Source organism: Variovorax sp. MSC1_012 (genome assembly GCF_023667525.1).
Lineage (GTDB): Bacteria > Pseudomonadota > Gammaproteobacteria > Burkholderiales > Burkholderiaceae_C > Variovorax > Variovorax beijingensis_B.
This window is the reverse complement of the sequence record NZ_CM174443.1, coordinates 2,830,828-2,855,057: the sequence shown is the minus strand read 5'-3', so window position 1 is coordinate 2,855,057 and position 24,230 is coordinate 2,830,828. Positions and strand designations below refer to the sequence as shown.

Here is a 24,230-nt window from a genome sequence, read left to right as displayed (position 1 = left end):
CCGAAGCTACTTTTGCCGTAGCGTCGGGCCTTTGTTTTGATGGCTACGCCTTCTTCCCCCGAATCCACTGCTGCGCCTTCCGCAATCACGCTCGCCGTGGATTGCATGGGAGGCGACCATGGGCCGCGCGTCACGCTTGCGGCCTGCCGCGCGTTTCTCGAGCGGCACAGCGAAGCCTCGTTGCTGCTGGTCGGTGCCCCGGCGGCACTGGCGGGCTTTGCCGCGCATCCGCGTGCCCGCATCGTCGCTGCCAGCGAAGTGGTGGGCATGGACGACCCGGTGGAAATCGCCCTGCGCAAGAAGAAGGATTCTTCGATGCGCATCGCAATCCAGCAGGTCAAGGATGGTGCCGCCCAGGCGGCCATCTCGGCCGGCAACACGGGCGCACTCATGGCCATTGCCCGCTACCTGCTCAAGACGCTCGACGGCATCGATCGTCCCGCCATCGCGCCGCAGCTTCCCAACGCCAAGGGCGGCGCCACCACGGTGCTCGACCTGGGCGCCAACGTCGACTGCGACGCGGAAGACCTGCTCCAGTTCGCCGTGCTCGGCTCCGCACTCGTCTCGGCACTCACGGGTAACGAGGCGCCCTCGGTCGGCCTGCTCAATATTGGCGAAGAAGCCATCAAGGGCAGCGAAACGATCAAAAAAGCCAGCCAACTGCTGCGTACTGCCGCCAACTCGAAGGATCTGAACTTCTATGGCAACGTGGAAGGTAACGATATTTTCAAGGGCACGACAGATATCGTCGTCTGTGACGGTTTTGTCGGAAACGTGGCACTGAAGGCCAGCGAGGGCGTTGCCTCGATGATCGGCGAGTTCATACGTGTCGAATTCTCGCGGAGCATTTTCACGAAGGCGGCGGCAATTGTTGCTTATCCGGTTTTAAAAGCGTTTAAAAACCGACTTGATCACCGTCGATACAACGGGGCGGCGCTGCTGGGCCTGCGCGGCCTGGTTTTCAAGAGCCATGGCTCGGCTGACGAAGTGGCTTTCGGCCATGCGCTGGATCGCGCTTATGATGCCGCTCGCAACAACCTGCTCGATCGCGTGCGGGCCCGTATCGCTCACGCCGCGCCATTGCTCGCGCGGCAGGAGCCCGCGGTGCCAGCCGACGCGACGGCCCTTCACGTTTGATGAGCTCTTATTCACGCATCACCGGCACCGGCAGCTATCTGCCGCCGCGCCGGGTGACCAATGACGACCTTGCCAAGGAATTGGCAACGCGCGGCATCGAAACCTCGAATCAGTGGATCGTCGAGCGCACTGGCATCCATGCGCGGCACTTCGCGGCGCCCGAAGTCACGAGCAGTGATCTCGGCCTCGAGGCCGCCAGGCACGCACTCGAAGCCGCGGGCCGCAAGGCGGAAGACATCGACCTGATCATCGTCGCGACCTCGACGCCGGATATGGTGTTCCCGTCGTCGGCAGCCATTCTCCAGAACAAGCTCGGCGTGGCCGGCTGCCCGGCCTTCGACGTCCAGGCGGTCTGCAGCGGTTTCGTCTATGCGCTGACCGTGGCCGACGCCATGATCCGCACCGGTACCGCGCGCTGCGCGCTGGTCGTCGGCGCCGAGGTGTTCTCGCGCATTCTCGATTTCAACGACCGCACCACCTGCGTGCTGTTCGGCGATGGCGCCGGCGCCGTGGTGCTCGAGGCCAGCGAGGAGCCTGGCATCCTGGCGAGCGACCTGCACGCGGACGGCAAGCACGTCGGCATTCTTTGCGTGCCGGGCCATGTTTCCGGTGGCAATGTGCTGGGCACGCCGCTGCTGCACATGGACGGACAGGCCGTGTTCAAGCTCGCGGTGCGCGTGCTCGAGGACGCCGCCCGCGCCACGCTGGCGAAGGCGGGCAAGACCGAGGCCGACATCGACTGGCTCATTCCGCACCAGGCCAACATCCGCATCATGGAAGGCACGGCCAAGAAGCTGAAGCTTCCGCACGAAAAGCTCATCGTCACCGTCAACGAGCATGGCAACACCTCGGCCGCCTCGATTCCGCTGGCGCTCGACGAGGCCGTGCGGTCCGGCAAGGTGAAGAAGGGCGAAACCGTCATGCTGGAAGGCGTGGGCGGCGGCTTCACCTGGGGCGCTGTGCTATTGAATCTGTAGCGCATGGCGATGCCCTTCCGGGCTGCGATGCGACACGACGCTTTTGATAAAAATGAAATCCTTTGCTTTTGTCTTCCCGGGTCAAGGCTCCCAGGCCGTCGGCATGCTCGACGCCTGGGGCGATCACCCGGCCGTGGCCGAAACCCTGCGCGAGGCCTCCGAAGCGCTGGGCGAAGACATCGGCGGGCTGATCAAGAACGGCCCGAAGGAAGAACTGGCGCTGACCACCAACACCCAGCCGGTGATGCTGGTGGCCGGCGTCGCCGCCTGGCGCGCCTGGCTGGCCGAAGGCGGGCCCACCCCTTCGGTGGTGGCGGGGCACTCGCTGGGTGAATATTCCGCGCTGGTTGCGTCCGGCGTACTGACGCTCGAGCAGGCCGCGCCGCTGGTGCGCTTTCGGGCGCGAGCCATGCAGCAGGCCGTGCCGGTCGGCGTCGGCGCCATGGCGGCGGTGCTGGGCATGGAAGCCGCCAAGGTGGTGGCGGGCTGCGCGGAAGCCACGGCGTCCTTCGGTGCAGGCAGTGCCGAGATCGTCGAGGCGGTGAATTTCAACGATCCGATGCAGACCGTGATCGCCGGCAGCAAGGCGGCCGTCGACAAGGCCTGCGAGTTGCTCAAGGCCGGCGGCGCCAAGCGCGCGCTGCTGCTGCCGGTATCGGCGCCGTTCCATTCGAGCCTGATGAAGCCTGCCGCCGAGGCGCTGCGCGAAAAGCTCGCCACCCTCGCACTGGCTCCCCCGCAGATTCCGGTGCTGAACAACATCGACGTGGCGGTCGAGACCGATCCCGCGCGCATCCGCGATGCCCTGGTGCGCCAGGCCGCCGGTCCGGTTCGCTGGGTCGAAAGCGTGCAGGCCTTGAAACTGCGCGGTGTCGCCTCCATCATCGAGTGCGGGCCGGGCAAGGTGCTGGCCGGCATGGTCAAGCGCATCGCCCCCGAGCTGGAAGCCGCGTCGGTGTACGACCCGGCGACGCTCGCGGACACCCGACAATCGCTCGCCGGCTGAACGGCGCGGGCCCAGACACTTCTTTTATGAGCATTCCCAAATTCGAAGGGCAGGTCGCCCTGGTCACTGGCGCATCGCGCGGCATCGGCGCGGCCATCGCGCTCGAGCTGGCGCAACGCGGCCTCAAGGTGGTCGGCACCGGCACCACCGAAGACAGTGCTGCCAAGATCACTTCGGCGCTCAGCGCCTTCGATGGCCGCGGCCGTGCACTCGACGTCAACGACGCCGTCGCGGTCGAGGCGCTGATCGACGAGATCGTGAAGGCCTACGGCGCGATCCACGTGCTGGTCAACAACGCCGGCATCACGCGCGACACGCTCGCCATGCGCATGAAGGACGACGACTGGGACGCGGTGCTCGACACCAATCTCAAGGCCGTGTTCCGTCTCTCGCGCGCGGTGATCCGCCCGATGATGAAGCAGCGCTACGGCCGCATCATCAGCATCACGAGCGTGGTGGGCGCCTCCGGCAATGCCGGCCAGGCCAACTACGCGGCGGCCAAGGCCGGCGTGGCGGGCATGACCCGCGCACTGGCCCGCGAACTGGGCAGCCGCAACATCACGGTCAACTGCGTGGCACCGGGCTTCATCGAAACCGACATGACGGCGAGCCTGCCCGAGGCACAGCAGCAGGCGCTGCTGCAGCAGATCCCGCTGGGCCACCTGGGCAAGCCGGCCGACATCGCACATGCAGTGGCCTACCTCGCGTCGCCCCAGGCGTCCTACGTGACGGGGCAGGAACTGCACGTCAACGGCGGCATGCACATGTAAGCCGCAAGGCGCAATCTTTTCCCGTACCGGGCGCACGGCAAATGCCACAATGCGCCCGGCTAAAATCCACTGTTACCTACAACCCTCAGAGGGAACCAAATGAGCGATATCGAAGCACGTGTCAAGAAAATCATCGCCGAGCAACTCGGCGTGGAAGAGTCCCAAGTAACCAACGAGAAGGCCTTCGTGGCCGACCTCGGCGCAGACTCGCTCGACACGGTCGAACTGGTGATGGCACTCGAAGACGAATTCGGCATCGAGATTCCCGACGAAGACGCCGAGAAGATCACCACGGTGCAAAACGCCGTCGACTACGCCACCAAGAATCAAAAGGCCTGATCGGGCCAAGCTGGAACTGTCTCGGCCGGCGGCGCTTTTCTTCTTCAGCCCCGTACGCGCCGACCGCAGTCTTCAGCGCTTCCAGAAAGGTTTGCCGGCATGACCAAACGCCGCGTCGTCGTGACCGGACTCGGTTGCATCGCTCCTGTCGGAAACACGGTGGCCGAATCCTGGACCAACCTGTTGGCCGGCAATTCGGGCATCGACACCATCAAATCGTTCGACGCCAGCGCCTTCGCCTGCAAGTTTGCAGGCGAGGTGAAGGGCTTCGACATCACGCAGTACATCTCCGAGAAGGAAGCGCGCCATATGGACCGCTTCATCCACCTCGGGATGGCCGCCGCCATCCAGGCGGTGCAGGACAGCGGTCTCAAGACCGGCGATGCGCTGTCGCCTGAAGAGGCAACGCGCATCGGCTGCAACATCGGCTCGGGCATCGGCGGACTGCCGATGATCGAGGAAACGCACGCGGAACTCGTGAATCGCGGCCCGCGCCGCGTGTCGCCGTTCTTCGTGCCGGCCTCGATCATCAACATGATCTCGGGCCACGTCTCCATCAAGTACGGCTTCCAGGGGCCGAACATCGCGGTCGTCACGGCCTGCACCACCGGCTTGCATGCGATCGGCCTGTCGGCCCGCATGATCGAGTACGGCGATGCCGACGTGATGGTTGCGGGCGGCGCCGAGTCGACCGTCTCGCCGCTGGGCATCGGCGGCTTCGCGGCGGCGCGTGCACTCTCGACGCGCAACGACGATCCCCGCACTGCGTCCCGTCCGTGGGACAAGGACCGCGACGGCTTCGTGCTCGGAGAAGGCGCCGGCGTGGTCGTGCTCGAGGAATACGAGCATGCCAAGGCGCGCGGCGCCAAGATCTACGCCGAGGTCTCGGGCTTCGGCATGAGCGCCGACGCGTATCACATGACGGCGCCCAACGTCGACGGCCCGCGCCGTTCCATGTCGATGGCGCTTGCCAACGCAGGCGTCAACGCCGACGAGGTGCAGTACCTCAACGCGCACGGCACCTCGACCCCGTTGGGCGACCTGAACGAGACCAACGCGATCAAGAACACCTTCGGCGCCCATGCGAAGAAGATGGTCGTGAACTCGACCAAGTCGATGACCGGCCACCTGCTGGGCGGTGCCGGCGGCATCGAATCGGTGTTCACGGTGCTCGCGCTGCATCACCAGAAGAGCCCGCCGACCATCAACATCTTCAACCAGGACCCGGAGTGCGACCTCGACTATTGCGCCAATCAGGCGCGCGATCTCAAGATCGATGTCGCGGTCAAGAACAACTTCGGCTTCGGCGGCACCAACGGCACGCTGGTGTTCAAGCGCGTTTGAATCTTGCTCTTCCATGTACAGCGCACCCTCGGTGACCTATCCGGTGGGGCGCTCGCGCGGTGCGACCCGGATCCTGATTGCTACCTGGGCCCTGGGCGCCTGCTGCGCGGGTCTCTCGTGCTATCTGATCGATAGCGTCGGCTGGCGCCAGCTGCTGCTGGTTCTGAGCGTCCTGTTTTCCGGCGTTGCGGCCGGACTCGGGCTGCGAAGCGACGGTGCCGCCATGCTGCATTTCGACGGCCTGTGCTGGAGCCTGACGGGTGCAGACCCCGGCCGGGCCGTTCACGCGGCGCGCGCCGCCGTGGCGCTCGACCTGCAATCGCTGCTGCTGGTCCGCCTGACCCAGCCGGGCCGCGCCGGACGATGGATATGGATCGAACAGCGCGCCATGCCGGAGCGCTGGCGCGATGTACGCCGTGCGGTATATTCGCGCGCCCCGTCCGCCTCGCCTGCGGGCGAGCCGTGGCGAGCAACCGCGCCTGCCGATGCGCCCTGAACCTCCCCGATGACAACTTCTCCCCCGCCAGTGCCACCGGACTCCGGCTTGCCCGATGGGTCCGCCGAGGCGCCGCGCCCGGGCGAGGTCGACCTCCAACTGGTCCAGCGCACGGTCGCAGGCGACCAGAAGGCCTTCGAACTGCTGGTCATCAAGTACCAGCGCCGGATCGAGCGCCTGATCGGGCGCATGGTGCGCGATGTCGACCTGGTCGAGGACATCGCCCAGGAAACCTTCATCCGGGCCTACCGCGCGCTGCATCAGTTCCGCGGCGACGCCCAGTTCTACACCTGGCTCTATCGGATTGCAGTCAACACCGCCAAGAAGGCGCTGGTCGACATGAAGCGCGACCCGACCATCTCCGAAAGCGCCCTGCGGCCGTCTTCTGACGAGGACGATGAAACTTACCGCCCTGGAAACGAACCAATCAGCGACGAAACCCCCGAATCAGTCTTGGCAGCAAACGAGATCGCCCAGGTGGTCGAGGCGGCGATGGAAGCATTGCCGCCCGAATTGCGCCAGGCGGTCACCCTGCGAGAGATCGAGGGCATGAGTTACGAAGAGATCGCCGAGGTCATGGATTGCCCTATCGGCACGGTGCGCTCGCGTATTTTCCGGGCGCGTGAGGCCATTTCGGCCAGGGTCAAACCGCTGCTGGACAACCAGTCCGGCAAGCGTTGGTAGGTAAGCAGGTGAATGAAATGAATCAGACGATGACGGTTCGTGAACAGGTGTCCGCACTGGCGGACGGTCATTTGCATGGCGAGGACTTCGCGCGGGCCATCGATACCGTCTGCGCGGAAGAAGACGCGCGCGGTGCCTGGCGCGCCTATCACCTGGTGGGCGACATCCTGCGGTCGGGCGCCCATTCGCCCTGCAGCGACACCAATGCATTCCTGGCCCGTTTCCAGCAGCGCCTGGCCGCGGAGCCCGCCATCGCGGCGCCGGCGCTGGTGCCAGCCCCGGCCCCTGCGGTGCTGGCGGCGCGGCACAGGACAGACGCAGCCAACGAGCCGGTGTTCCGCTGGAAGCTGGTGGCCGGCGCGGCGTCGCTGGTGGCGGTTGCCGCGATCAGCTGGACACTGGTCGGAAACGGCATCGGCGTGTCGTCGCCAGGTGCCCAGATTGCAGCCCAGCAGCAGCCGGCGGCCAATTCGGTGCTGGCCGCCGCGGCCGCCAACAGCCAGCTTCCGCCCACCGCCGCGCTGACGCCAACCCGCGTGATGGTCGGCAACGGCAGCCCGCAGGTCATGCTGCGCGATCCGCGGCTCGACCAGCTGCTCGAAGCGCACCAGCAAGCCGGTGGCGCATCGCAAATGCCCTCGGGTTTCCTGCGCAACGCGACCTTCGAAGGCCCTGCGCGCTGATCCGCGCCCGTCTCTCTCCAATGACCGTTCAGATGCCGATCTCCGCACGCGCGTTCGCGCTGGTGTTCGCTGCTTTTTGTTTTGCGCAGATCGCGGCCGCGCAGACCCGGCCCGGGCTGGCGAACGCCAAGGGAACGGCCTCGGCCCAGGCGGGCGATGCACCGCCCTCGATGGGCGTCGTCGAATGGCTGCAGCGCATGCACACGGGGGCCCGGCAGCGCAATTACGTCGGCACCTTCGTGGTTTCGGCCGCGGGTGGCGACCTGTCGAGCGCGCGCATCTGGCATGTGCGCGACGGCGACCTGCAGATCGAGCGCATCGAGGCCCTGTCGGGGCCGCCGCGTTCCACGTTCAGGCGCAACCACCATGTGATGACCTTCCTGCCCGAGGCGAAGGTCGTGAAGGTCGAGAAGCGCGAGAACCTCGACCTGTTTCCCAATCTGCCCGACAAGCCCGATTCGTCGATCGGCGATTTCTACGACGTTCGCGCCATCGGCAAGGACCGCGTGGCGGGCTTCGACGCCGACGTGGTGCAGCTGGTGCCGCACGATGGACTGCGCTTCGGCTATCGCATCTGGAGCGAGCGCCGCTCCGGCCTCGTGGTGAAGCTGCAGACCGTGGACGCCGAATCCCGCGTGGTGGAGCAATCGGCGTTTTCCGAGTTGCAGCTCGACGCACCGATCAAGGCGCAGGCGCTCGCGCAGATGATGACCAACACCAGCGGCTATCGCGTCGAGAAGCTGGAGCTCGAACGCACCAGCGCACAGGACGAAGGCTGGGTGCTCAAGGCGCCGGTGGCCGGTTTCAAGCCGCGCAGCTTCTACCGACGTCCGGCCGGCAGCGACAACAAGGCGGGGCAGGACCGCACCGTCCAGTGGACCTTCTCCGATGGCCTGGCCTCGGTGTCGCTTTTCATCGAGCGGTACGATGAAAAGCGTGCGCCCCGTGATGGAGTGTTGACAATCGGAGCAACCAACGCCATTCGCCGGCGATTGCCCGAGCCGGCGAGCGACTGGTGGCTGACTGCCGTGGGCGAGGTGCCGCAGCAGACGCTCAACGCGTTCGCACAAAGCCTCGCGCGCACGCGCTGATCCGCTTGCCTGCGCGGGAGATCGCGCTGAACCAAGTCTGTATCACCGACTCAATAGCTCTTCTTCTTTTGGCCGCTCTGTTCTTTTGAAAGAAAACCGATGATGTTCAAAGTCGAGGGACACAAGCTTCGTTCCTATCTCTTCGCATTCGGCATGGCCTGTTCGGCAGCCGTGGGTTTCCTGCCGGCCGCGCCGGCCATGGCGCAGACGCCGCAGGCGCGCGGATTGCCCGATTTCGCCGATCTGGTGGAGCAGGTCGGCCCGGCCGTGGTTGGTATCCGCACCGTCGAGAAAGTGACCTCGGGCGGCGGCAGCGGCGAAATGGACGAGGAAATGCAGGAATTCTTCCGGCGCTTCTTCGGGCAGCCGCTGCCCGGCAACCCGCGTCCGGGCCCGCGCCCGAACCGGCCGCAGCAGCCGCAGGAGGAAGAGCGTCCGCGCGGTGTGGGCTCGGGCTTCATCCTGTCCGCCGACGGCTATGTCATGACCAATGCCCACGTCATCGAGGATGCGTCCGAAATCCTCGTCACGCTGACCGACAAGCGCGAGTTCAAGGCCAAGCTGATCGGTGCCGACAAGCGCAGCGACGTCGCCGTGGTCAAGATCGAGGCAACCAGCCTGCCGGTGGTGAAGGTCGGCGACATCTCCAAGCTGCGGGTTGGCGAATGGGTCATGGCCATCGGTTCGCCCTTCGGCCTGGAGAACACCGTGACCGCCGGCATCGTGAGCGCGAAGCAGCGCGACACCGGCGACCTGGTGCCCCTGATCCAGACCGACGTGGCCATCAATCCCGGCAACTCGGGTGGCCCGCTGATCAACCTGCGCGGCGAAGTGGTGGGCATCAACAGCCAGATCTATTCGCGTTCGGGCGGCTACATGGGCATTTCGTTCTCGATCCCGATCGACGAGGCAATCCGCGTCAGCGACCAGCTGCGCGCCACCGGCCGCGTATCGCGCGGGCTGATCGGCGTGACCATCGGCTCGGTCTCCAAGGACGTGGCCGAATCCATCGGGCTCGGCAAGGCGCGCGGTGCGCTCGTGAGCAGCGTGGTGCCGGGTTCGGCGGCAGACAAGGCCGGCGTGCGCGAGGGCGACATCATCACCAAGTACGGCGACAAGGCCATCGAGACGCCCAGCGACCTGTCGCGCTCGGTGGCCAGCACCAAGCCCGGCGCCAAGAACACGCTGACGGTGTTCCGCAACGGCAGCACGCGCGAGCTCTCGGTCACCGTGGCCGAGGGCGATCCGGAAGCCAAGCCGTCCGGCAAGCGCCAGCCCGAGCGCGAGGAGCCGCAGGCCAAGCCGTCGGCGGCCGGCAAGGCGCTCGGCCTGATGGTCAGCGACCTGACCGAGGCCCAGAAGAAAGAACTCAAGATGCGCGGCGGCGTGCGCATCGAGGCGGCAAGCGATGCGGCCGCAAGGGCCGGCCTGCGCGAAGGAGACGTGATCCTTGCCGTGGGCAACATCGAGGTCTCGAGCGTCAAGGAATTCGAGTCCGCGGTCGCCAAGGCCGACAAGGGCAAGCCCCTGAGCGTGCTGTTCCGCCGCGGCGAATGGGCCCAGTACGCCCTGATCCGCCCCGCACGCTGATCCGGCCTTTCCGTCAAGTGGCCCCACCCGTCACTCGGGTTTGGGGCCTATTTTTTGAGGTGTTTGCGACGCTGGAGCGCCCGGTTTCAAAAAAAATTCCGAGCCGAAAGCGGGTCAGTTTTGTTTGTGTTCACTAACTTATAAAGAGGCTTAGGACGATTTTCGGTAGAATAGAAGCCATTGGGCGGCGGGTCCGCGCATAAGGGGAGAGCTTTCCTCCACCATGCGAGATGTCAGACAGCAGTCCACCGGCGCTCCACAGATCGCCCACAAGTTGTTCATGGAGTGCTCCACCGATCTTGTGGATAAGTTGTTTATATCTTTGATGTTGTGGACCTGCAACGACCCGTTTTGACCCTGTCCCCGGATGTACGTGCCTCCCTTTTTGCCTACAATGAAGTTCCAACTACTGCAGTTGCCATTGCTTGTTGGTTCAGGGCGCGTCTCCAGAAGACGCGCCCTTTTTTCTTGCCTGTCGCACTCTGCGCACGAGCCAATTCAAGTACTTAAGCGTTCCCGTTGATGAATCACATCAGAAATTTTTCGATCATTGCGCACATCGATCACGGCAAGTCGACGCTCGCGGACCGTTTGATCCAGCGTTGCGGCGGCCTCGCGGAACGCGAGATGGAAGCGCAGGTGCTCGACTCGATGGACATCGAAAAAGAGCGTGGGATAACCATCAAGGCGCAGACCGCCGCGCTGCACTACAAGGCGCTCGATGGGCAGGTCTACAACCTCAATCTGATCGACACGCCGGGCCACGTCGACTTCTCGTATGAAGTGAGCCGCTCGCTGTCGGCGTGCGAAGGCGCGCTGCTCGTCGTCGATGCATCGCAAGGCGTCGAAGCGCAGACCGTGGCCAACTGCTACACCGCGCTCGACCTCGGTGTCGAAGTGGTGCCGGTGCTCAACAAGATGGATCTGCCCAACGCGGACCCCGACAACGCACGCAGCGAAATCGAAGACGTGATCGGCATCGATGCGACCGATGCGATTCCGTGTTCCGCCAAGACCGGTCTCGGCATCGACGAGATCCTCGAAGCCGTCGTGCACAAGATGCCTGCGCCGCGCGGCAATCCCGACGGCCCGCTGCGCGCGATGATCGTCGACAGTTGGTTCGATCCCTACGTGGGCGTGGTCATGCTGGTGCGCGTGGTGGACGGCCGCCTGGTGAAGGGCGAGCGCATCAAGATGATGGCGTCCGGCGCCATGTACAACGCCGACAACATCGGCGTCTTCACGCCGGCCAACGAACCGCGCGCGTCGCTCGAGGCCGGCGAGGTGGGCTACATCATCGCGGGCATCAAGGAGTTGCAGGCCGCCAAGGTTGGCGACACCGTGACGCTGATCAAGCCAGGCACGGGTGGCGCGGCCGCCACCGCCACCGAGGCGCTGCCGGGCTTCAAGGAAATCCAGCCGCAGGTGTTTGCCGGCCTCTATCCGACCGAAGCCAGCGAGTACGACTCGCTGCGCGACGCGCTCGAAAAGCTCAAGCTCAACGATTCGTCGCTGCGCTACGAGCCCGAGGTGAGCCAGGCGCTGGGCTTCGGCTTCCGCTGCGGCTTTCTCGGCCTGCTGCACATGGAGATCGTGCAGGAGCGCCTGGAGCGCGAGTTCGACCAGGACCTGATCACGACCGCGCCGAGCGTGGTCTACCAGGTGGTGCGCAACGACGGCGAAGTCATCATGGTAGAGAACCCGTCCAAGATGCCCGACGTCGGCAAGATGAGCGAGATCCGCGAGCCGATCGTCACCGTGCACCTCTACATGCCGCAGGAATACGTCGGTGCGGTGATGACGCTGGCCAACCAGAAGCGCGGCGTGCAGATGAACATGGCCTACCACGGCCGCCAGGTCATGCTGACCTATGAGATGCCGCTCGGCGAAATCGTGCTCGACTTCTTCGACAAGCTGAAGTCGGTCAGCCGCGGCTATGCCTCGATGGACTACGAGTTCAAGGAATATCGCGCCTCCGACGTGGTCAAGGTCGACATCCTGCTGAACGGCGAGAAGGTCGATGCGCTGTCGATCATCGTGCACCGCAGCCAGTCGCAGTACCGCGGCCGGGCGGTGGTCTCGAAGATGCGCGAGATCATTTCGCGCCAGATGTTCGACGTTGCCATCCAGGCCGCCATCGGGGTCAACATCATTGCGCGTGAGACAATCAAGGCGCTGCGCAAGAACGTTCTTGCCAAGTGCTACGGCGGCGACATCACCCGAAAGAAGAAACTGCTCGAGAAGCAGAAAGCGGGCAAGAAAAGAATGAAGCAGATCGGCTCCGTCGAGGTCCCGCAAGAGGCCTTCCTCGCGATTCTGCAAGTCGAAGACTGATCTCAAAAAATGGCATTCATCACTTCCCTGGTCCTCGCGGCCTTCGCCGGCTATGTCGGTGCCTGGTACTTTGGTGCCATCGAGGGCAACTTCGCGCTTCTGCTGTTCCTGGCCACGGTGGTCACCGGCCTGTACTGGCTGGCCGAGCGCTTCTACTTCCTGCCCCGGCGCGAGCGCGCCGCCGCGGCGCTCGAAGCCTCCCTGAGCGAGCGCAACGCGCGCCTGGCCGGCCAGGGCATCACGCAGGTCGACACCGTCGACGCCAAGGCCGGCGAACGCCTGCTGATGCAGCCGTGGTGGCTCGACTGGACGGCGGGGCTCTTCCCGGTGATCCTGGTGGTGTTCCTGCTGCGCTCGTTCCTGTACGAGCCCTTCAAGATTCCGTCGGGCTCGATGATGCCCACGCTGCTCACGGGCGACCTGATCCTGGTGAACAAGTTCACCTACGGCCTGCGCTTGCCGGTCATCAACACCAAGATCACCGACGGCACGCCGCTCGCGCGCGGCGACGTGGTGGTGTTCCGCTACCCGCCCAAACCGAGCATGGACTACATCAAGCGCGTGGTCGGCATCCCGGGCGACGAAGTGGCCTACCTGAACAAGAAGCTCACCATCAACGGGCAGCCGGTTTCCAAGAACCCGATGCCCGACTACCTCGACAGCGAGTCGATGCGCCTGCTCAGGCAGTTCAACGAAGACCTCGGGGGCAAGCAGCACAGGCTGCTCAACGACGATGCCGGTCCGGCCTTCGTCCAGGGCGCCACCGACTTTCCGTACCGCGAGAACTGCCGCTACTCCGTCGAAGGCGTGGTGTGCAAGGTGCCGGCCGGCAACTACTTCATGATGGGCGACAACCGCGATAATTCGGCGGACTCCCGTTTCTGGGGCTTCGTTCCGGACAAGAACATCGTGGGCAGGGCGTTCTTCGTCTGGATGAACTTCGGCGACCTGGGTCGCATCGGTCCATTCCAATAAGCAGTCAGCATTGTTCGAGGGGTAAGAGGGCATGAGAACAAATCGGTCCATCCGCAGCAGGGCCGCGCACCAGCGCGGCATCTCGTTCATCGGTCTGGTGTTTGTCGCCGTGGTGCTGGGTTGCGCGGGCGTCGTCGTCGCGCAGGTCATCCCGACGCTGATCGAATGGCAGGCCATCGACAAGGCCGCGAACAAGGCCAAGGAAGGCACCACCGTGCCCGAAGTGCGCGCCATCTTCGACCGGGCCCAGGCCATCGACGACTTTCAGTCGGTCTCGGGCAAGGACCTCGACATCAAGAAGGTCGGCGACAAGGTGGTCGTGTCGTATGCCTACGAGCGCGAGATTCCCTTGTTCGGGCCGGCTTACCTGGTGCTCAAGTACAAGGGCGAAACCCGCTGAACGCGGCGACACGCAAGGTGGACGGCGGCCTCACGGCGCTGCAGGAGCGCCTCAAGCATTCGTTCTCCGACACGCGGCTGCTCCAGCTCGCGCTCACGCACCGCAGTTTTTCGGCCGACCACAACGAGCGCCTCGAGTTCCTCGGCGACTCGGTGCTCAATCTCGCGGTATCGCACCTGCTCTACACCCGCCTCTCGGCCCTGCCCGAGGGCGACCTGTCGCGCGTGCGGGCCAACCTGGTCAAGCAGGACACCTTGCATCGCCTGGCGCTGGAACTGCAGCTGTCGCCGTTGCTGCGGCTCGGCGAAGGCGAAGCGCGCTCCGGCGGGCCCAATCGGCCCTCGATCCTGGCCGACGCGCTCGAAGCGCTGATCGGCGCGGTCTACCTCGATGCCGGCTTTTCGGCTGCCGAGGCGCTGGTGCGGCGGCTCTACGAGTCGGTCGAGATCAATCCGCGCATGGACGCGGTGGCCAAGGATCCGAAGACCGAATTGCAGGAATGGCTGCAGGGTCACAAAATGAAGCTGCCGGTGTACCGCGTGGCGGCCACGCTCGGCGCAGCGCACAAGCAGACCTTCGATGTCGAGTGCGAGGTGCCGGAGCTGGGCCTGCGCGAACGCGGCATCGGTGGTTCGCGACGTGCCGGCGAGCAGGCTGCCGCGGCGGCCATGTTGATCCGGCTCAAGGCACGCGGGGCCGCGTGAAACCAGAATGAACGACGCTATCAAATCAGCAGCAGACTCCCAGGGCCCGGCGGGCGATACGGGCGCAAGCGGCCCTCAGCACTGCGGCCTGATCGCCATCGTCGGCAAGCCCAACGTGGGCAAGTCGACGCTGCTCAATGCGCTGGTGGGGCAGAAGATCAGCATCACCTCGCGCAAGGCGCAGACCACGCGGCACCGCATCACGGGCATGCGCACGCTGGGCGCCACGCAGTTCGTGTTCGTCGACACGCCGGGTTTCCAGACCCTGCATGCCAACGCGCTCAACAAATCGCTCAACAAGACCGTGCAGGGTGCGGTCGGCGACGTGGACCTGATTCTTTTCGTGGTCGAGGCGGGCAGCTTCACGCCGGCCGACGAGCGGGTGCTCAAGCTGCTCGGCAAGGGCATTCCGACCGTGCTGCTGGCCAACAAGCTCGACAACGTGCATCGCCGCGGCGACATCGCACCGTGGCTGCAGACCATGCAGGCGAAGCACCCCTTCGCCGAGTTCGTGCCGATGTCGGCCAAGAACCCGAAGGACGTCGAGCGTTTGTTCGGCATCTGCGAGAAGTACCTGCCCGAACAACCCTGGTTCTACGCCGAGGACGAGCTCACCGACCGCAGCGAGAAGTTCCTCGCGGGCGAGCTGGTGCGCGAGAAGCTGTTCCGCCTGACCGGCGACGAGCTGCCCTACACCTCGACCGTGATCATCGACAAGTTCGAGGAAGAGCCGCCGCAGAAAAAGGGCCAGAAGCGCCTGCTTCGCATTGCCGCCACCATCGTGGTGGAGCGCGACGGCCACAAGGCCATGGTGATCGGCGACAAGGGCGAGCGCATCAAGCGCATCGGCATGGAAACCCGGGTCGAGCTCGAAAAGCTGGCCGACGCCAAGGTTTTCCTCGAACTGTGGGTCAAGGTGCGGTCCGGCTGGGCCGACGACGAAGCCCGCGTGCGCTCCTTCGGCTACGAATGAAGTGGCAACTGCCCACCGCGTTTCGCACGAACCGGCGTACGTGCTCCATCGCTACGACTGGAGCGAGTCGAGCCTGATCCTCGAGGTCTTCACCCGCCACCACGGGCGCATCGCGCTCGTGGCCAAGGGGGCGAAGCGGCCGAGCTCCAATTTCAGGCCGGTGCTGCTGCCGCTGCAGCCGCTGCAGCTCAACTACGGCGGCGACGCCGAGATCCGCACGCTCAAGGGCGCCGAGTGGATGGGCGGCCACGTCATGCCGACCGGCGAGGCGCTGCTCTCGGGCTACTACGTCAACGAACTGCTGCTGCGCCTGTTGGCGCGGGACGATGCCCACGAGGCGCTGTTCGATGCCTATGCGGGCGTGGTGCAGGTGCTGGCGGGCGACCACGCCGGCGCGCAGGCCGCCACCCAGGCCGCCGCGCTGCGCGCCTTCGAGCTGCTGCTGCTGCGCGAAGTGGGCCTGCTGCCGTCGCTCGACGCGCAGACCCTCACGCTCGAGCCGCTCGTGGCCGACGCCCGCTACACCCTGGTGCCGGAAGCCGGCCTGCGGCTGGCGGGCGGGGACGAGGCGGCGCTGGCGGGTGCCGACTGGCAGTCGCTGCAGGGCGTGCTCGACGATCGCGCGCCCTTCACGGCCGCGCTGCGCGAGATCGCCACCATGAACGCCGGCAGCAACAGCGCCCTCAGGAACCAGCTGCGCGCCTTGCTCAACTACCATTGCGGTGTGTCCACGCTGCGCACGCGGCAGATGATGAGAGATTTGCAAGCCCTATGAGCACTCCCGGCCAATCCGCTACCACCTCGCTGTCGGTCAACCTCAACAAGGTGGCCCTGGTGCGCAATACGCGCCATCTCGGCATTCCGAGCGTGCTCACCGCCGCCAAGGCCTGCCTCGCCGCCGGAGCGCAGGGCATCACCGTGCACCCGCGGCCCGACGAGCGCCACATCCGGCCGCACGACGTGAGCGACCTGGCGGCGCTGCTGGCCAGGGATTGGCCCGCGATCGAGTTCAACATCGAAGGCAACCCCTTCCACAACCTGATGGACTTCGTGCGCGCGCTGAAGCCGCACCAGGCCACCTTCGTGCCCGACAGCGAAACCCAGTCGACCAGCGACCATGGCTGGAGCTTCCCCGAAGACGCCGACCGGCTGCGCCCGGTGATCGCCGAAGCCCAGGCCCTGGGCGTGCGCGTGAGCCTCTTCATGGACCCCATTCCCGAGATGATGGCCGCGGCCAAGGCGGTGGGCGCCGACCGCGTCGAGCTCTATACCGAAGGCTATGCCGCATCGCGCGGCACGCCGAACGAGCAGGCCGTGCTGGCGCGCTATGTCGAAGCGGCCCGCGCGGCGCAGGCTGCGGGCCTCGGCCTCAATGCGGGCCACGACCTGAGCCGCGACAACCTCACGCCGTTCCTGCGCGCGGTGCGCGGCGTCCAGGAAGTTTCCATCGGGCATGCCTTCATCGCCGATGCGCTCGAACTCGGCTATGCCGCCACCACGAAGGAATACCTGCGCTGCATCGAAGAAGCGCAGTGAACGCTGGAGCGGCATGATCTACGGCATTGGTACCGACATCTGCGACCTGCGGCGCATCGCCGCGACCTTCGAGCGCCAAGGCGAGCGCTTTGCCCACAGGGTGCTGAGCGACGCCGAATTCGCGGTCTGGAAGGCCCGCAGCGAACGCTGGCCCAAGCGCGGCCTGAGCTATCTCGCCACGCGTTTTTCCGCCAAGGAGGCCTTCAGCAAGGCCATTGGCCTGGGCATGCGCATGCCGATGAGCTGGCGCCTGTGCGAGATCGCCAACCTGCGCAGCGGCAAGCCCGTCATCGTGCTGCATGGCGAACTCAAGCAGTGGTTCGAAGCCCGGGGCCTCACGGCCCATGTCACCGTGACCGACGAAACCGAATATGCCGCGAGCTTCGTGGTAGTGGAGAAGCTATGACCGCCGGGCTCGCCCGTTCCCACGCGCCGCTGATCATCGATGTGGCGGCCACCGGGCTGAACGACGCCGACCGCCGGCGCATCGCCAACCCCCTGGTCGGCGGCGTGATCCATTTCGCCCGCAACTGGCAGGACCGTGCGCAGATGGGCGCGCTCAATGCCGAGATCAAGGCGATCCGCCCCGACCTGCTGATCTGCGTGGACCACGAAGGCGGCCGGGTGCAGCGCTTTCGCACCGACGGCTTCACGCGCCTGCCTTCGATGCGCGCACTGGGCGAGCTGTGGATGCGCGATGCGATGCGTGCCACGCAGGCCGCAATGGCAACCGGCCAGGTGCTTGCCGCCGAACTGCGCGCCTGCGGCGTCGACTTCAGCTTTGCGCCGGTGCTCGACCTGGACTACGGCGGCAGCAGCGTGATCGGCGACCGCAGCTTCCACCGCGACCCGCGCGTGGCGGCGCTGCTGGCCAAGAGCGTGATGCACGGCATGCTGCAGATGGGCATGCGCAATTGCGGCAAGCACTTTCCGGGGCACGGCTTCGTCACCGCCGATTCGCACGTGGAAATTCCGGTCGACCGGCGCAGCCTCAAGGCCATCCTGGCCGACGATGCGCGGCCTTACGACTGGCTCGCGGGCGCGCTCACGGCGGTGATGCCGGCGCACGTGATCTATCCGAAGGTCGACAAGCGGCCCGCGGGCTTTTCGTCCAGGTGGCTGAAGGACATCCTGCGCAACCGGCTGGCCTTCGATGGCGCCATCTTCAGCGACGACCTGAGCATGGAGGCGGGGCGCTACATCGGCGGCGAGCTGCTGAGCTATGCCGATGCCGCGCTGGCGGCACTCGATGCGGGCTGCGACCTGGCGATGCTGTGCAACCAGAGCATCGGCGATGGCCGGCCGCTCGACGAACTGCTCGACGGCTTTGCCGCGGCGACCGGGGCAGGGCGCTGGCAGCCCGATGCGAAGAGCGAAGCGCGCCGCCGGGCGCTGTTGCCGGAAACGCCGCCGCTCGGCTGGAACACGCTCGCCGATTCGGCGGGCTATCGGCGTGCGAGGCAGGTGCTTGCCCAAGCCGGGCTCGCAGCACCTCAGCAGGGCGCCTGAGGGACGGTTGCGGCGCGGTCCGGCAGCGAGCTCGCCCACAGGCGCTCGCCGCCCGAATCCAAATGCGTCAGGTACAGCCGGACATCGAATTCGAGCCGGTGGTAGTCCGGCTCCATGTGCTCGCAGAGCGCATAGAAGCTCTTGTCATGGTCCCGCTCCTTCATGTGTGCGAGCTCGTGGACGACGATCATGCGCAGCCATTCCAGCGGCACTTCCCTGAACAGGCTCGCCACCCGGATCTCGCGCTTGGTCTTGAGCTTGCTGCCCTGCACGCGCGAAACGGTGGTGTGGGTGCCGAGCGCATTGCGGATCACATGCAGCTTGCTGTCGAACGCCACCTTGGAAAGCGGCGGGGCCTTGCGCATGAAGTCGCTCTTGAGTTCGCTCACGTAGTCGTAGAGCGCACGGTCCGTCTGCACCTCGTGAAGCGGCCCGGGATAGCGCTTGCGCAGCAGCGGCGCGAGCCCTTCGGTGGCGACCAGCTGCTGGACCTGCGCCAGCAGCGCGGGTGGGTAGCCCGCAAGATATTTCATGCCACCGGTCCCGCGCAGGCGAGCCCCGTCGCCACGCCGCCGAACAGGTCGCCTTCGACCAGGTTCACGCCCGCGAAGCTCCTGCGCAAGGCCTGCTGGAACGGCCGCAGCGCCGACGAGCCGCCCGTCAGGTAGATGGCGTCGAGATCGCCGCTGCGCAGTCCGGCGCGCTTGACGCAGGCGTGCGCGCAGGCAATCACGTTCTCGAGCAGAGGCGAAAGCTGCTGCGCCATGTCGGCGGGCGAAAGCGAGGCGGCCAGCCCCGGCTCGGCGCACGAGAGGTCGATGGCGGTGGGCGCATCGTTCACCGAGGCATCGATCTTCGCCTGCTCGACCTCGCTCGCAATGCGGTGGCCGTGACGCTCTTCGAGCACCGTCATCAGCCGGTCGTGCAGCCGCGTGTCGCTGTAGCTCGTGCGCAGGTCCTTTGCCTGCCGCACCGCCTTGGCGGCATAGAGCCAGTTGATCAGGTGCCAGGACGAAAGCTCGAAGAACACCTTGCTCGGCACTTCGCGCCCCTGCGCACCCGTGTGGCGAAAGCCGAATTCCGGCATGACGCGGTCGAGGTTCAGGCGCTGGTCGAAGTCAGTGCCGCCGATGTGCACGCCGCTGGTGGCCAGCACGTCGCTGCCGCGGTCTTCGCGCGCGGCGCGCTCCGGACCCACGCGCACGACGGTGAAGTCGGAAGTGCCGCCGCCGACGTCGACGATCAGCACCAGCGATTCCTTCGCGATGCGCTGTTCGTAGTCGAAGGCCGCTGCAATCGGCTCGAGCTGAAAGGCGATGTCGCGGAAGCCGGCCGCGCGAGCCGCATGGCGCAGGCTTTCTTCCGCGCGTTCGTCGCGCCTGGAATCGTCGTCCACGAAATGAACCGGCCGGCCGATGACCACGCGCTCCGGCACCCGGCCCAGCTCGCGGCCCGCGCGCACCGCGAGTTCGCGCAGGAAGCGCGCGATGATGTCCTCGAAGCTCACGAGGCCGTCGTAGATAGCCGTTTTCTCCTGCATCAGCGCACTGCCGAGCAGGCTCTTGAGCGAGCGCATCAGGCGGCCTTCGGTGCCGGCCAGATAGAGCGCGATGGCCTCGCGGCCGAAATGCGTCGTGCGGTCTTCGGCGTTGAAGAAGATCGCGGTCGGCAGCGTGGTAGCCGTGCCCTCGATGGGCAGCAGTCGGGCCGCGCCGTCGACCCGGCAGGCCACGGCGGAATTGGAGGTGCCGAAGTCGATGCCGATCGTCGGCAGCGACGACGGTGACTTCACGCTCAAGATTCCCTGCGCAGCGCCGGGAACAGGATCACGTCGCGGATGCTCGGCGAATCGGTCAGCAGCATCATCAGCCGGTCGATGCCGATGCCGCAGCCGCCGGTGGGCGGCATGCCGTATTCGAGCGCACGAACGAAGTCGTGGTCGTAGTACATGGCTTCGTCGTCGCCGCTGTCCTTGGCGGCCACCTGCGCGTTGAAGCGCGCGGCCTGGTCCTCGGCGTCGTTGAGCTCGCTGAAGCCGTTGCCGAATTCGCGGCCCGTGATGTAGAGCTCGAAGCGCTCGGTGACCTCGGGGCGCTCGTCGTTGGCGCGCGCGAGCGGCGAGATCTCGGTCGGGTGCTCCATGATGAAGGTCGGTTGCCAGAGCTTCTCTTCCACCGTCTCTTCGAAGTACATCACCTGCAGGCTGGCGAGGCTGCGCTGCGAGAGCTTGTCCTTTTCTTCGTTCAGGCCGATCTTGCGCAAGGCGTTGATGAGCCAGGCGCTGTCGTCGACGCCGGTGCCGGCTTCCGTGTACTTGAGGATGGCTTCGCGGATCGTCAGGCGCTCGAAGGGCTGCGTCAGGTCGACCGGCTTGCCCTGGTAGGTGAGCTGCTGCGTACCCACGGCCTTGTCGGCAATGGTGCGGATCAGCGTCTCGGTGAAGTCCATCAAGTCGCGGTAGTTCCAGTAGGCCGCGTAGAACTCCATCATCGTGAACTCGGGGTTGTGCCGCACCGAGATGCCCTCGTTGCGGTAGCTCCGGTTGATCTCGAACACGCGCTCGAAGCCGCCGACGATCAGGCGCTTGAGGTACAGCTCGGGCGCGATGCGCAGGAACATCTCCTGGTCGAGCGCGTTGTGGTGCGTCTTGAAGGGCTTGGCATTGGCGCCGCCGGGAATGGGGTGCAGCATCGGCGTCTCGACTTCGAGGAAGCCGTGGGCCACCATGAACTCGCGCAGCGCGCTCACGGCCTTGCTGCGCGCGGTGAAGCGCACGCGGGCGGTTTCGTCGGTGATCAGGTCGACGTAGCGCTGGCGGTACTTCTGCTCCTGGTCGGCCATCCCGTGGAACTTGTCGGGCAGCGGGCGCAGGCTCTTGGTGAGCAGGCGCAGCTTCGTGACCTTGACCGACAGCTCACCGGTCTTGGTCTTCATCAGCGTGCCTTCGGCGCCCACGATGTCGCCCAGGTCCCAGCGCTTGAACTCGGCGTAGGTCTCTTCGCCGATGGCATCGCGCGTGACGTAGAGCTGAATGCGGCTGGTGGCGTCCTGCACCGTGGCGAAGCTGGCCTTGCCCATCACGCGCTTGAGCATCATGCGGCCGGCCACGCTCACCGCAACGGCCTGCGCCTCGAGGGCTTCGGCATCGACGGCGCCATGCGCCTCGATCAGCGCGGCAGCGCGGTGGCCCGGCTTGAAGTCGTTCGGAAACGCGACCCCCTTGCCCTCGGCTTGCGCGGCGCGCATCAGCTTGAGCTTTTCGCGGCGTTCCGCGATGAGCTGGTTGTCGTCGACGGCAGGCGCGGCAGCTGGAGCCGCGGCGGGCGTGGGAATGGAGGGGATCAGGTGGTCGGACATGGAGAGCGGGTGGGGGCGCAACAAAAAGCGTGCGCAACCGGGCATTTTAGCCGATCGGGTGCAAACGGAACCGGCCTCCAGTGCCCGCCAATCCTGCGCGAAACGCTATGAAAGAAGTAGCAATCTATTCAGTGATGCCCGCACGTGCCAGCAGATCGCTGACCAGTTCGAGCCGCATCAGCGGACTGTCGAGTTCCATGAGCCGCTGCCGCAGTTCGAGCTGCATGGGTACCAGTTCGCACCAGCGGTTGGCCACCCAGCCGCAATCGTCGAAGCGGTAGGGCGCGCCGACGGGCAGGCGCAGGGCTTCTGCACCCTGCGCACGGCGGCGTTCTTCGAGGGTGTCGACGAGGCGCCGCAGCGCCGTGGCGGTGTGCTGGAGGTCGCCTGGAATTTCGAGCGCGGTGTCTTCGGCCACGGCTTCCACTTCGGCAACCCACAAGCCGTATTTCTGCAGCTCGGCGGCGCGGATCCGGAAGCGCTGCGTGCCGACGCACTCGATCTGCAGCAGGCCGCTTTGCGGCGAATCGAATTCGCGGATGGCCGCCAGCGTGCCGACGGCCGCGAAGCTCTCCGCCTCGGCGCCGGCCTTGCGCACCTCGCTGCCGCTCGTGAGGCTGACCACGCCGAAGGGCGCATCGGCCTTGCGGCATTTGCCGATCATGTCGAGGTAACGTACTTCGAAAATACGCAGCGGAAGCACGCCGTCCGGAAACAGGACCGTGCCGAGCGGGAACAATGGCAGTGAATGCAAAAGGGGCTGTGTGGTCATCGAGGAACCTTGCATGGCTATCATCGCATTCCCCTCACGACCACGCCCCATGCTCTACCAGATCCCCTCGTTCCTTCTCGACGTGATCGTCGGCCTGCTCGGCGGCGCCTGCCTGCTGCGCCTCTACATGCAGTATCACCGCGTGCCTTTCGGCAATCCGCTCGGTCGTTTCGTCTTTGCGATCACCGACTGGATCGTGCTGCCGCTGCGCCGTATCGTGCCTTCGGTCAAGCGCTGGGACCTGGCGAGCGCCATCGCGGCCTGGCTGCTCGTGCTGGCCAAGTTCCTGCTGTTGTGGCTCTTGATCGGCAACCTGGGCCGGATTGCCACCCTGCCGCTCGTTTCGCTGGTGGGGCTGCTGCAGCTCGCGGTGTCGGGGCTGACCGCGCTGCTGGTGGTTTATGCCGTGCTGTCGTGGATACCGGGCGCGTCGCCGATGCTGCTCGACCTGATCTCTCGGCTGGCCGAACCGCTGGTCCGGCCGTTCCGCCGGTTCATCCCGCTGATCGGCGGCGTGGACCTGTCGCCCCTGGCCGCGATCGTGGTGCTGCAGGTGATTGCAATCGTGTTGGGCAACCTGCTGGTGCTGGCTTACCAGCTGGGTGCCTGATCGGTCTTTCGTTCAGCTGACCGCGTCGGCTGGCTGGCGCAGCAGCATCGCGAGCGTGCTCGCAATGGTCTTGCGCAGCTCGCGGCGGTCGCTGATGAAGTCGATCGCGCCCTTGGTCTGCAGGAATTCTGCGCGCTGGAAGCCTTCGGGCAGCGTCACGCGCACGGTTGATTCGATCACGCGCGGGCCGGCAAAGCCGATCAGCGCCTTGGGTTCGGCAATGACCACGTCGCCCACGAAGGCGAAGCCGGCCGAGACGCCGCCCATGGTCGGGTCGGTCAGCACGCTGATGTAGGGCAGGCCTTTCTTGGCGAGGCGCGTGAGCGCCGCGTTGGTCTTGGCCATCTGCATCAGCGAGAGCAGGCCTTCCTGCATGCGGGCGCCGCCGGTGGCGGTGACGCAGATGAACGGCACCTTCTGCTCGATGGCCGTCTCGACGCCGCGCACGAAGCGCTCGCCGACCACGCTGCCCATGCTGCCGCCCATGAATTCGAATTCGAAGCAGGCCACGACCACGCTGATGCTGTGGACCGAGCCGCCCATGACGACCAGCGCGTCGGTCTCGCCGGTGTTCTCGAGCGCTTCCTTGAGCCGTTCGGGGTACTTGCGGCTGTCCTTGAACTTGAGCGCGTCGACCGGGAGCACTTCCTGGCCGACTTCGTAGCGGCCCTCGGCGTCGAGGAAGGCGTCGAGCCGTGCGCGGGCGCCGATGCGGTGGTGGTGGCTGCAGCTCGGGCAGACGTTCTGATTGTGTTCGAGGTCGGTCTTGTAGAGAACGGTCTCGCAGGCGGGGCACTTGATCCACAGGCCCTCGGGCACCTGGCGGCGCTCCGACGGGTCGGTTTGTGCGATCTTGGCGGGTAGCAGTTTTTCAAGCCAGCTCATAGGACTCCGAATTAGCTCCCCCCGCCCGCGTGCGGGAGGGGGGCTGGGTGAGGGCAGC

The 24,230-nt window shown here is 65.9% G+C and carries 26 protein-coding genes; 21 read left to right on the top strand and 5 right to left on the bottom strand.

Features of this window, described 5'->3' with window-relative positions; all coding sequences use genetic code 11:
• Nucleotides 1-39: 39 nt before the first annotated feature.
• The 20 genes from plsX to nagZ all read left to right on the top strand — a co-directional run bounded on the left by plsX (nucleotide 40) and on the right by nagZ (nucleotide 18,548).
• A complete protein-coding gene (gene plsX, locus L1081_RS13585) occupies nucleotides 40-1,137 on the top strand; it encodes a phosphate acyltransferase PlsX (RefSeq protein WP_405547132.1) in 1,098 nt (365 codons plus the stop codon).
• Nucleotides 1,137-2,114: a beta-ketoacyl-ACP synthase 3 gene (locus L1081_RS13580; protein WP_489412675.1), complete on the top strand. Its 978-nt coding sequence runs from the start codon at nucleotides 1,137-1,139 to the stop codon at nucleotides 2,112-2,114. The genes plsX and L1081_RS13580 overlap by 1 nt, the downstream gene beginning before the upstream one ends.
• Nucleotides 2,115-2,166: 52 nt before the next feature.
• Entirely contained in the window at nucleotides 2,167-3,120 is a 954-nt protein-coding gene (fabD, locus tag L1081_RS13575; protein WP_489412674.1) for an ACP S-malonyltransferase, read from the top strand.
• A 26-nt stretch (nucleotides 3,121-3,146) separates the two neighbouring features.
• Nucleotides 3,147-3,890 carry a 3-oxoacyl-ACP reductase FabG gene (gene fabG / locus L1081_RS13570; RefSeq protein ID WP_145741438.1) on the top strand — a complete coding sequence of 248 codons (744 nt, stop codon included), beginning with the start codon at nucleotides 3,147-3,149 and terminating at the stop codon, nucleotides 3,888-3,890.
• Nucleotides 3,891-3,989: 99 nt separating this feature from the next.
• Nucleotides 3,990-4,229: an acyl carrier protein gene (acpP, locus tag L1081_RS13565; RefSeq protein ID WP_007830471.1), complete on the top strand. Its 240-nt coding sequence runs from the start codon at nucleotides 3,990-3,992 to the stop codon at nucleotides 4,227-4,229.
• 99 nt (nucleotides 4,230-4,328) lie between these two features.
• The gene (gene fabF / locus L1081_RS13560; protein WP_319430652.1) at nucleotides 4,329-5,573 is read left to right on the top strand and encodes a beta-ketoacyl-ACP synthase II; all 1,245 of its coding nucleotides are present in this window, start codon (nucleotides 4,329-4,331) and stop codon (nucleotides 5,571-5,573) included.
• Between the two features lie 13 nt (nucleotides 5,574-5,586).
• Entirely contained in the window at nucleotides 5,587-6,069 is a 483-nt protein-coding gene (locus L1081_RS13555) for a hypothetical protein (RefSeq protein WP_489412673.1), read from the top strand.
• A 9-nt stretch (nucleotides 6,070-6,078) separates the two neighbouring features.
• Nucleotides 6,079-6,753, top strand: a complete 675-nt coding sequence (gene rpoE, locus L1081_RS13550) for an RNA polymerase sigma factor RpoE (protein WP_012746540.1) — start codon at nucleotides 6,079-6,081, stop codon at nucleotides 6,751-6,753.
• Nucleotides 6,754-6,782: 29 nt separating this feature from the next.
• The gene (locus tag L1081_RS13545) at nucleotides 6,783-7,436 is read left to right on the top strand and encodes an RseA family anti-sigma factor (RefSeq protein ID WP_489412672.1); all 654 of its coding nucleotides are present in this window, start codon (nucleotides 6,783-6,785) and stop codon (nucleotides 7,434-7,436) included.
• Between the two features lie 20 nt (nucleotides 7,437-7,456).
• A complete protein-coding gene (locus L1081_RS13540) occupies nucleotides 7,457-8,527 on the top strand; it encodes a MucB/RseB C-terminal domain-containing protein (protein WP_489412671.1) in 1,071 nt (356 codons plus the stop codon).
• Nucleotides 8,528-8,626: 99 nt separating this feature from the next.
• Entirely contained in the window at nucleotides 8,627-10,117 is a 1,491-nt protein-coding gene (locus tag L1081_RS13535; protein ID WP_489412670.1) for a Do family serine endopeptidase, read from the top strand.
• A 522-nt stretch (nucleotides 10,118-10,639) separates the two neighbouring features.
• Nucleotides 10,640-12,451 carry a translation elongation factor 4 gene (gene lepA / locus L1081_RS13530; protein WP_319430660.1) on the top strand — a complete coding sequence of 604 codons (1,812 nt, stop codon included), beginning with the start codon at nucleotides 10,640-10,642 and terminating at the stop codon, nucleotides 12,449-12,451.
• 9 nt (nucleotides 12,452-12,460) lie between these two features.
• Nucleotides 12,461-13,426, top strand: a complete 966-nt coding sequence (gene lepB, locus L1081_RS13525) for a signal peptidase I (protein ID WP_124957193.1) — start codon at nucleotides 12,461-12,463, stop codon at nucleotides 13,424-13,426.
• Nucleotides 13,427-13,457: 31 nt separating this feature from the next.
• Complete coding sequence (locus tag L1081_RS13520) at nucleotides 13,458-13,826, top strand: DUF4845 domain-containing protein (RefSeq protein WP_489412669.1); 369 nt, start codon at nucleotides 13,458-13,460, stop codon at nucleotides 13,824-13,826.
• Nucleotides 13,827-13,843: 17 nt separating this feature from the next.
• Complete coding sequence (gene rnc / locus L1081_RS13515) at nucleotides 13,844-14,530, top strand: ribonuclease III (protein ID WP_012746547.1); 687 nt, start codon at nucleotides 13,844-13,846, stop codon at nucleotides 14,528-14,530.
• 7 nt (nucleotides 14,531-14,537) lie between these two features.
• The gene (gene era / locus L1081_RS13510; protein ID WP_489412668.1) at nucleotides 14,538-15,503 is read left to right on the top strand and encodes a GTPase Era; all 966 of its coding nucleotides are present in this window, start codon (nucleotides 14,538-14,540) and stop codon (nucleotides 15,501-15,503) included.
• A 1-nt stretch (nucleotide 15,504) separates the two neighbouring features.
• Complete coding sequence (recO, locus tag L1081_RS13505; RefSeq protein WP_489412667.1) at nucleotides 15,505-16,278, top strand: DNA repair protein RecO; 774 nt, start codon at nucleotides 15,505-15,507, stop codon at nucleotides 16,276-16,278.
• Nucleotides 16,275-17,039 (top strand): pyridoxine 5'-phosphate synthase, encoded by a 765-nt coding sequence (locus L1081_RS13500; protein ID WP_489412666.1) that lies wholly within the window; start codon nucleotides 16,275-16,277, stop codon nucleotides 17,037-17,039. The genes recO and L1081_RS13500 overlap by 4 nt, the downstream gene beginning before the upstream one ends.
• A 13-nt stretch (nucleotides 17,040-17,052) precedes the next feature.
• Nucleotides 17,053-17,445, top strand: coding sequence for a holo-ACP synthase (gene acpS / locus L1081_RS13495; protein WP_489412665.1), 393 nt, complete (start codon nucleotides 17,053-17,055; stop codon nucleotides 17,443-17,445).
• Nucleotides 17,442-18,548, top strand: coding sequence for a beta-N-acetylhexosaminidase (nagZ, locus tag L1081_RS13490; protein ID WP_489412664.1), 1,107 nt, complete (start codon nucleotides 17,442-17,444; stop codon nucleotides 18,546-18,548). Before acpS ends, nagZ begins: the two co-directional genes overlap by 4 nt.
• Here the strand turns inward: nagZ and L1081_RS13485 are convergent.
• From L1081_RS13485 to L1081_RS13470, 4 genes are all read right to left on the bottom strand, one after another.
• Nucleotides 18,533-19,081 (bottom strand): YgjP-like metallopeptidase domain-containing protein, encoded by a 549-nt coding sequence (locus L1081_RS13485; RefSeq protein ID WP_489412663.1) that lies wholly within the window; start codon nucleotides 19,079-19,081, stop codon nucleotides 18,533-18,535. The two genes, nagZ and L1081_RS13485, sit on opposite strands and share 16 nt — an antisense overlap.
• On the bottom strand, nucleotides 19,078-20,340 hold the full coding sequence (locus tag L1081_RS13480; protein WP_489412662.1) for an Hsp70 family protein: 1,263 nt from the start codon (nucleotides 20,338-20,340) through the stop codon (nucleotides 19,078-19,080). The genes L1081_RS13485 and L1081_RS13480 overlap by 4 nt, the downstream gene beginning before the upstream one ends.
• Before the next feature lie 2 nt (nucleotides 20,341-20,342).
• The gene (lysS, locus tag L1081_RS13475) at nucleotides 20,343-21,905 is read right to left on the bottom strand and encodes a lysine--tRNA ligase (RefSeq protein ID WP_489412661.1); all 1,563 of its coding nucleotides are present in this window, start codon (nucleotides 21,903-21,905) and stop codon (nucleotides 20,343-20,345) included.
• A 124-nt stretch (nucleotides 21,906-22,029) separates the two neighbouring features.
• Entirely contained in the window at nucleotides 22,030-22,677 is a 648-nt protein-coding gene (locus L1081_RS13470; RefSeq protein ID WP_489412660.1) for an LON peptidase substrate-binding domain-containing protein, read from the bottom strand.
• 49 nt (nucleotides 22,678-22,726) lie between these two features.
• Between L1081_RS13470 and L1081_RS13465 the strand changes: the two genes are divergently transcribed.
• Nucleotides 22,727-23,287, top strand: a complete 561-nt coding sequence (locus L1081_RS13465) for a YggT family protein (protein WP_124957183.1) — start codon at nucleotides 22,727-22,729, stop codon at nucleotides 23,285-23,287.
• A gap of 12 nt (nucleotides 23,288-23,299) precedes the next feature.
• Here the strand turns inward: L1081_RS13465 and accD are convergent, their stop codons facing one another.
• The gene (gene accD, locus L1081_RS13460) at nucleotides 23,300-24,172 is read right to left on the bottom strand and encodes an acetyl-CoA carboxylase, carboxyltransferase subunit beta (RefSeq protein ID WP_489412659.1); all 873 of its coding nucleotides are present in this window, start codon (nucleotides 24,170-24,172) and stop codon (nucleotides 23,300-23,302) included.
• Nucleotides 24,173-24,230 lie beyond the last annotated feature (58 nt).

Coding starts and splice junctions, on each gene's coding strand:
- L1081_RS13465 (WP_124957183.1), top strand. CDS start 22,727: ATGCTCTACCAGATCCCCTCGTTCCTTCTCGACGTGATCGTCGGCCTG.
- L1081_RS13580 (WP_489412675.1), top strand. CDS start 1,137: ATGAGCTCTTATTCACGCATCACCGGCACCGGCAGCTATCTGCCGCCG.
- L1081_RS13500 (WP_489412666.1), top strand. CDS start 16,275: ATGAGCACTCCCGGCCAATCCGCTACCACCTCGCTGTCGGTCAACCTC.
- L1081_RS13535 (WP_489412670.1), top strand. CDS start 8,627: ATGATGTTCAAAGTCGAGGGACACAAGCTTCGTTCCTATCTCTTCGCA.
- lepA (WP_319430660.1), top strand. CDS start 10,640: ATGAATCACATCAGAAATTTTTCGATCATTGCGCACATCGATCACGGC.
- lysS (WP_489412661.1), bottom strand. CDS start 21,905: ATGTCCGACCACCTGATCCCCTCCATTCCCACGCCCGCCGCGGCTCCA.
- L1081_RS13540 (WP_489412671.1), top strand. CDS start 7,457: ATGACCGTTCAGATGCCGATCTCCGCACGCGCGTTCGCGCTGGTGTTC.
- L1081_RS13520 (WP_489412669.1), top strand. CDS start 13,458: ATGAGAACAAATCGGTCCATCCGCAGCAGGGCCGCGCACCAGCGCGGC.
- L1081_RS13555 (WP_489412673.1), top strand. CDS start 5,587: ATGTACAGCGCACCCTCGGTGACCTATCCGGTGGGGCGCTCGCGCGGT.
- fabG (WP_145741438.1), top strand. CDS start 3,147: ATGAGCATTCCCAAATTCGAAGGGCAGGTCGCCCTGGTCACTGGCGCA.
- acpP (WP_007830471.1), top strand. CDS start 3,990: ATGAGCGATATCGAAGCACGTGTCAAGAAAATCATCGCCGAGCAACTC.
- lepB (WP_124957193.1), top strand. CDS start 12,461: ATGGCATTCATCACTTCCCTGGTCCTCGCGGCCTTCGCCGGCTATGTC.
- acpS (WP_489412665.1), top strand. CDS start 17,053: ATGATCTACGGCATTGGTACCGACATCTGCGACCTGCGGCGCATCGCC.
- plsX (WP_405547132.1), top strand. CDS start 40: ATGGCTACGCCTTCTTCCCCCGAATCCACTGCTGCGCCTTCCGCAATC.
- accD (WP_489412659.1), bottom strand. CDS start 24,172: ATGAGCTGGCTTGAAAAACTGCTACCCGCCAAGATCGCACAAACCGAC.
- L1081_RS13545 (WP_489412672.1), top strand. CDS start 6,783: ATGACGGTTCGTGAACAGGTGTCCGCACTGGCGGACGGTCATTTGCAT.
- L1081_RS13470 (WP_489412660.1), bottom strand. CDS start 22,677: ATGACCACACAGCCCCTTTTGCATTCACTGCCATTGTTCCCGCTCGGC.
- fabD (WP_489412674.1), top strand. CDS start 2,167: ATGAAATCCTTTGCTTTTGTCTTCCCGGGTCAAGGCTCCCAGGCCGTC.
- era (WP_489412668.1), top strand. CDS start 14,538: ATGAACGACGCTATCAAATCAGCAGCAGACTCCCAGGGCCCGGCGGGC.
- nagZ (WP_489412664.1), top strand. CDS start 17,442: ATGACCGCCGGGCTCGCCCGTTCCCACGCGCCGCTGATCATCGATGTG.
- rpoE (WP_012746540.1), top strand. CDS start 6,079: ATGACAACTTCTCCCCCGCCAGTGCCACCGGACTCCGGCTTGCCCGAT.
- fabF (WP_319430652.1), top strand. CDS start 4,329: ATGACCAAACGCCGCGTCGTCGTGACCGGACTCGGTTGCATCGCTCCT.
- L1081_RS13485 (WP_489412663.1), bottom strand. CDS start 19,081: ATGAAATATCTTGCGGGCTACCCACCCGCGCTGCTGGCGCAGGTCCAG.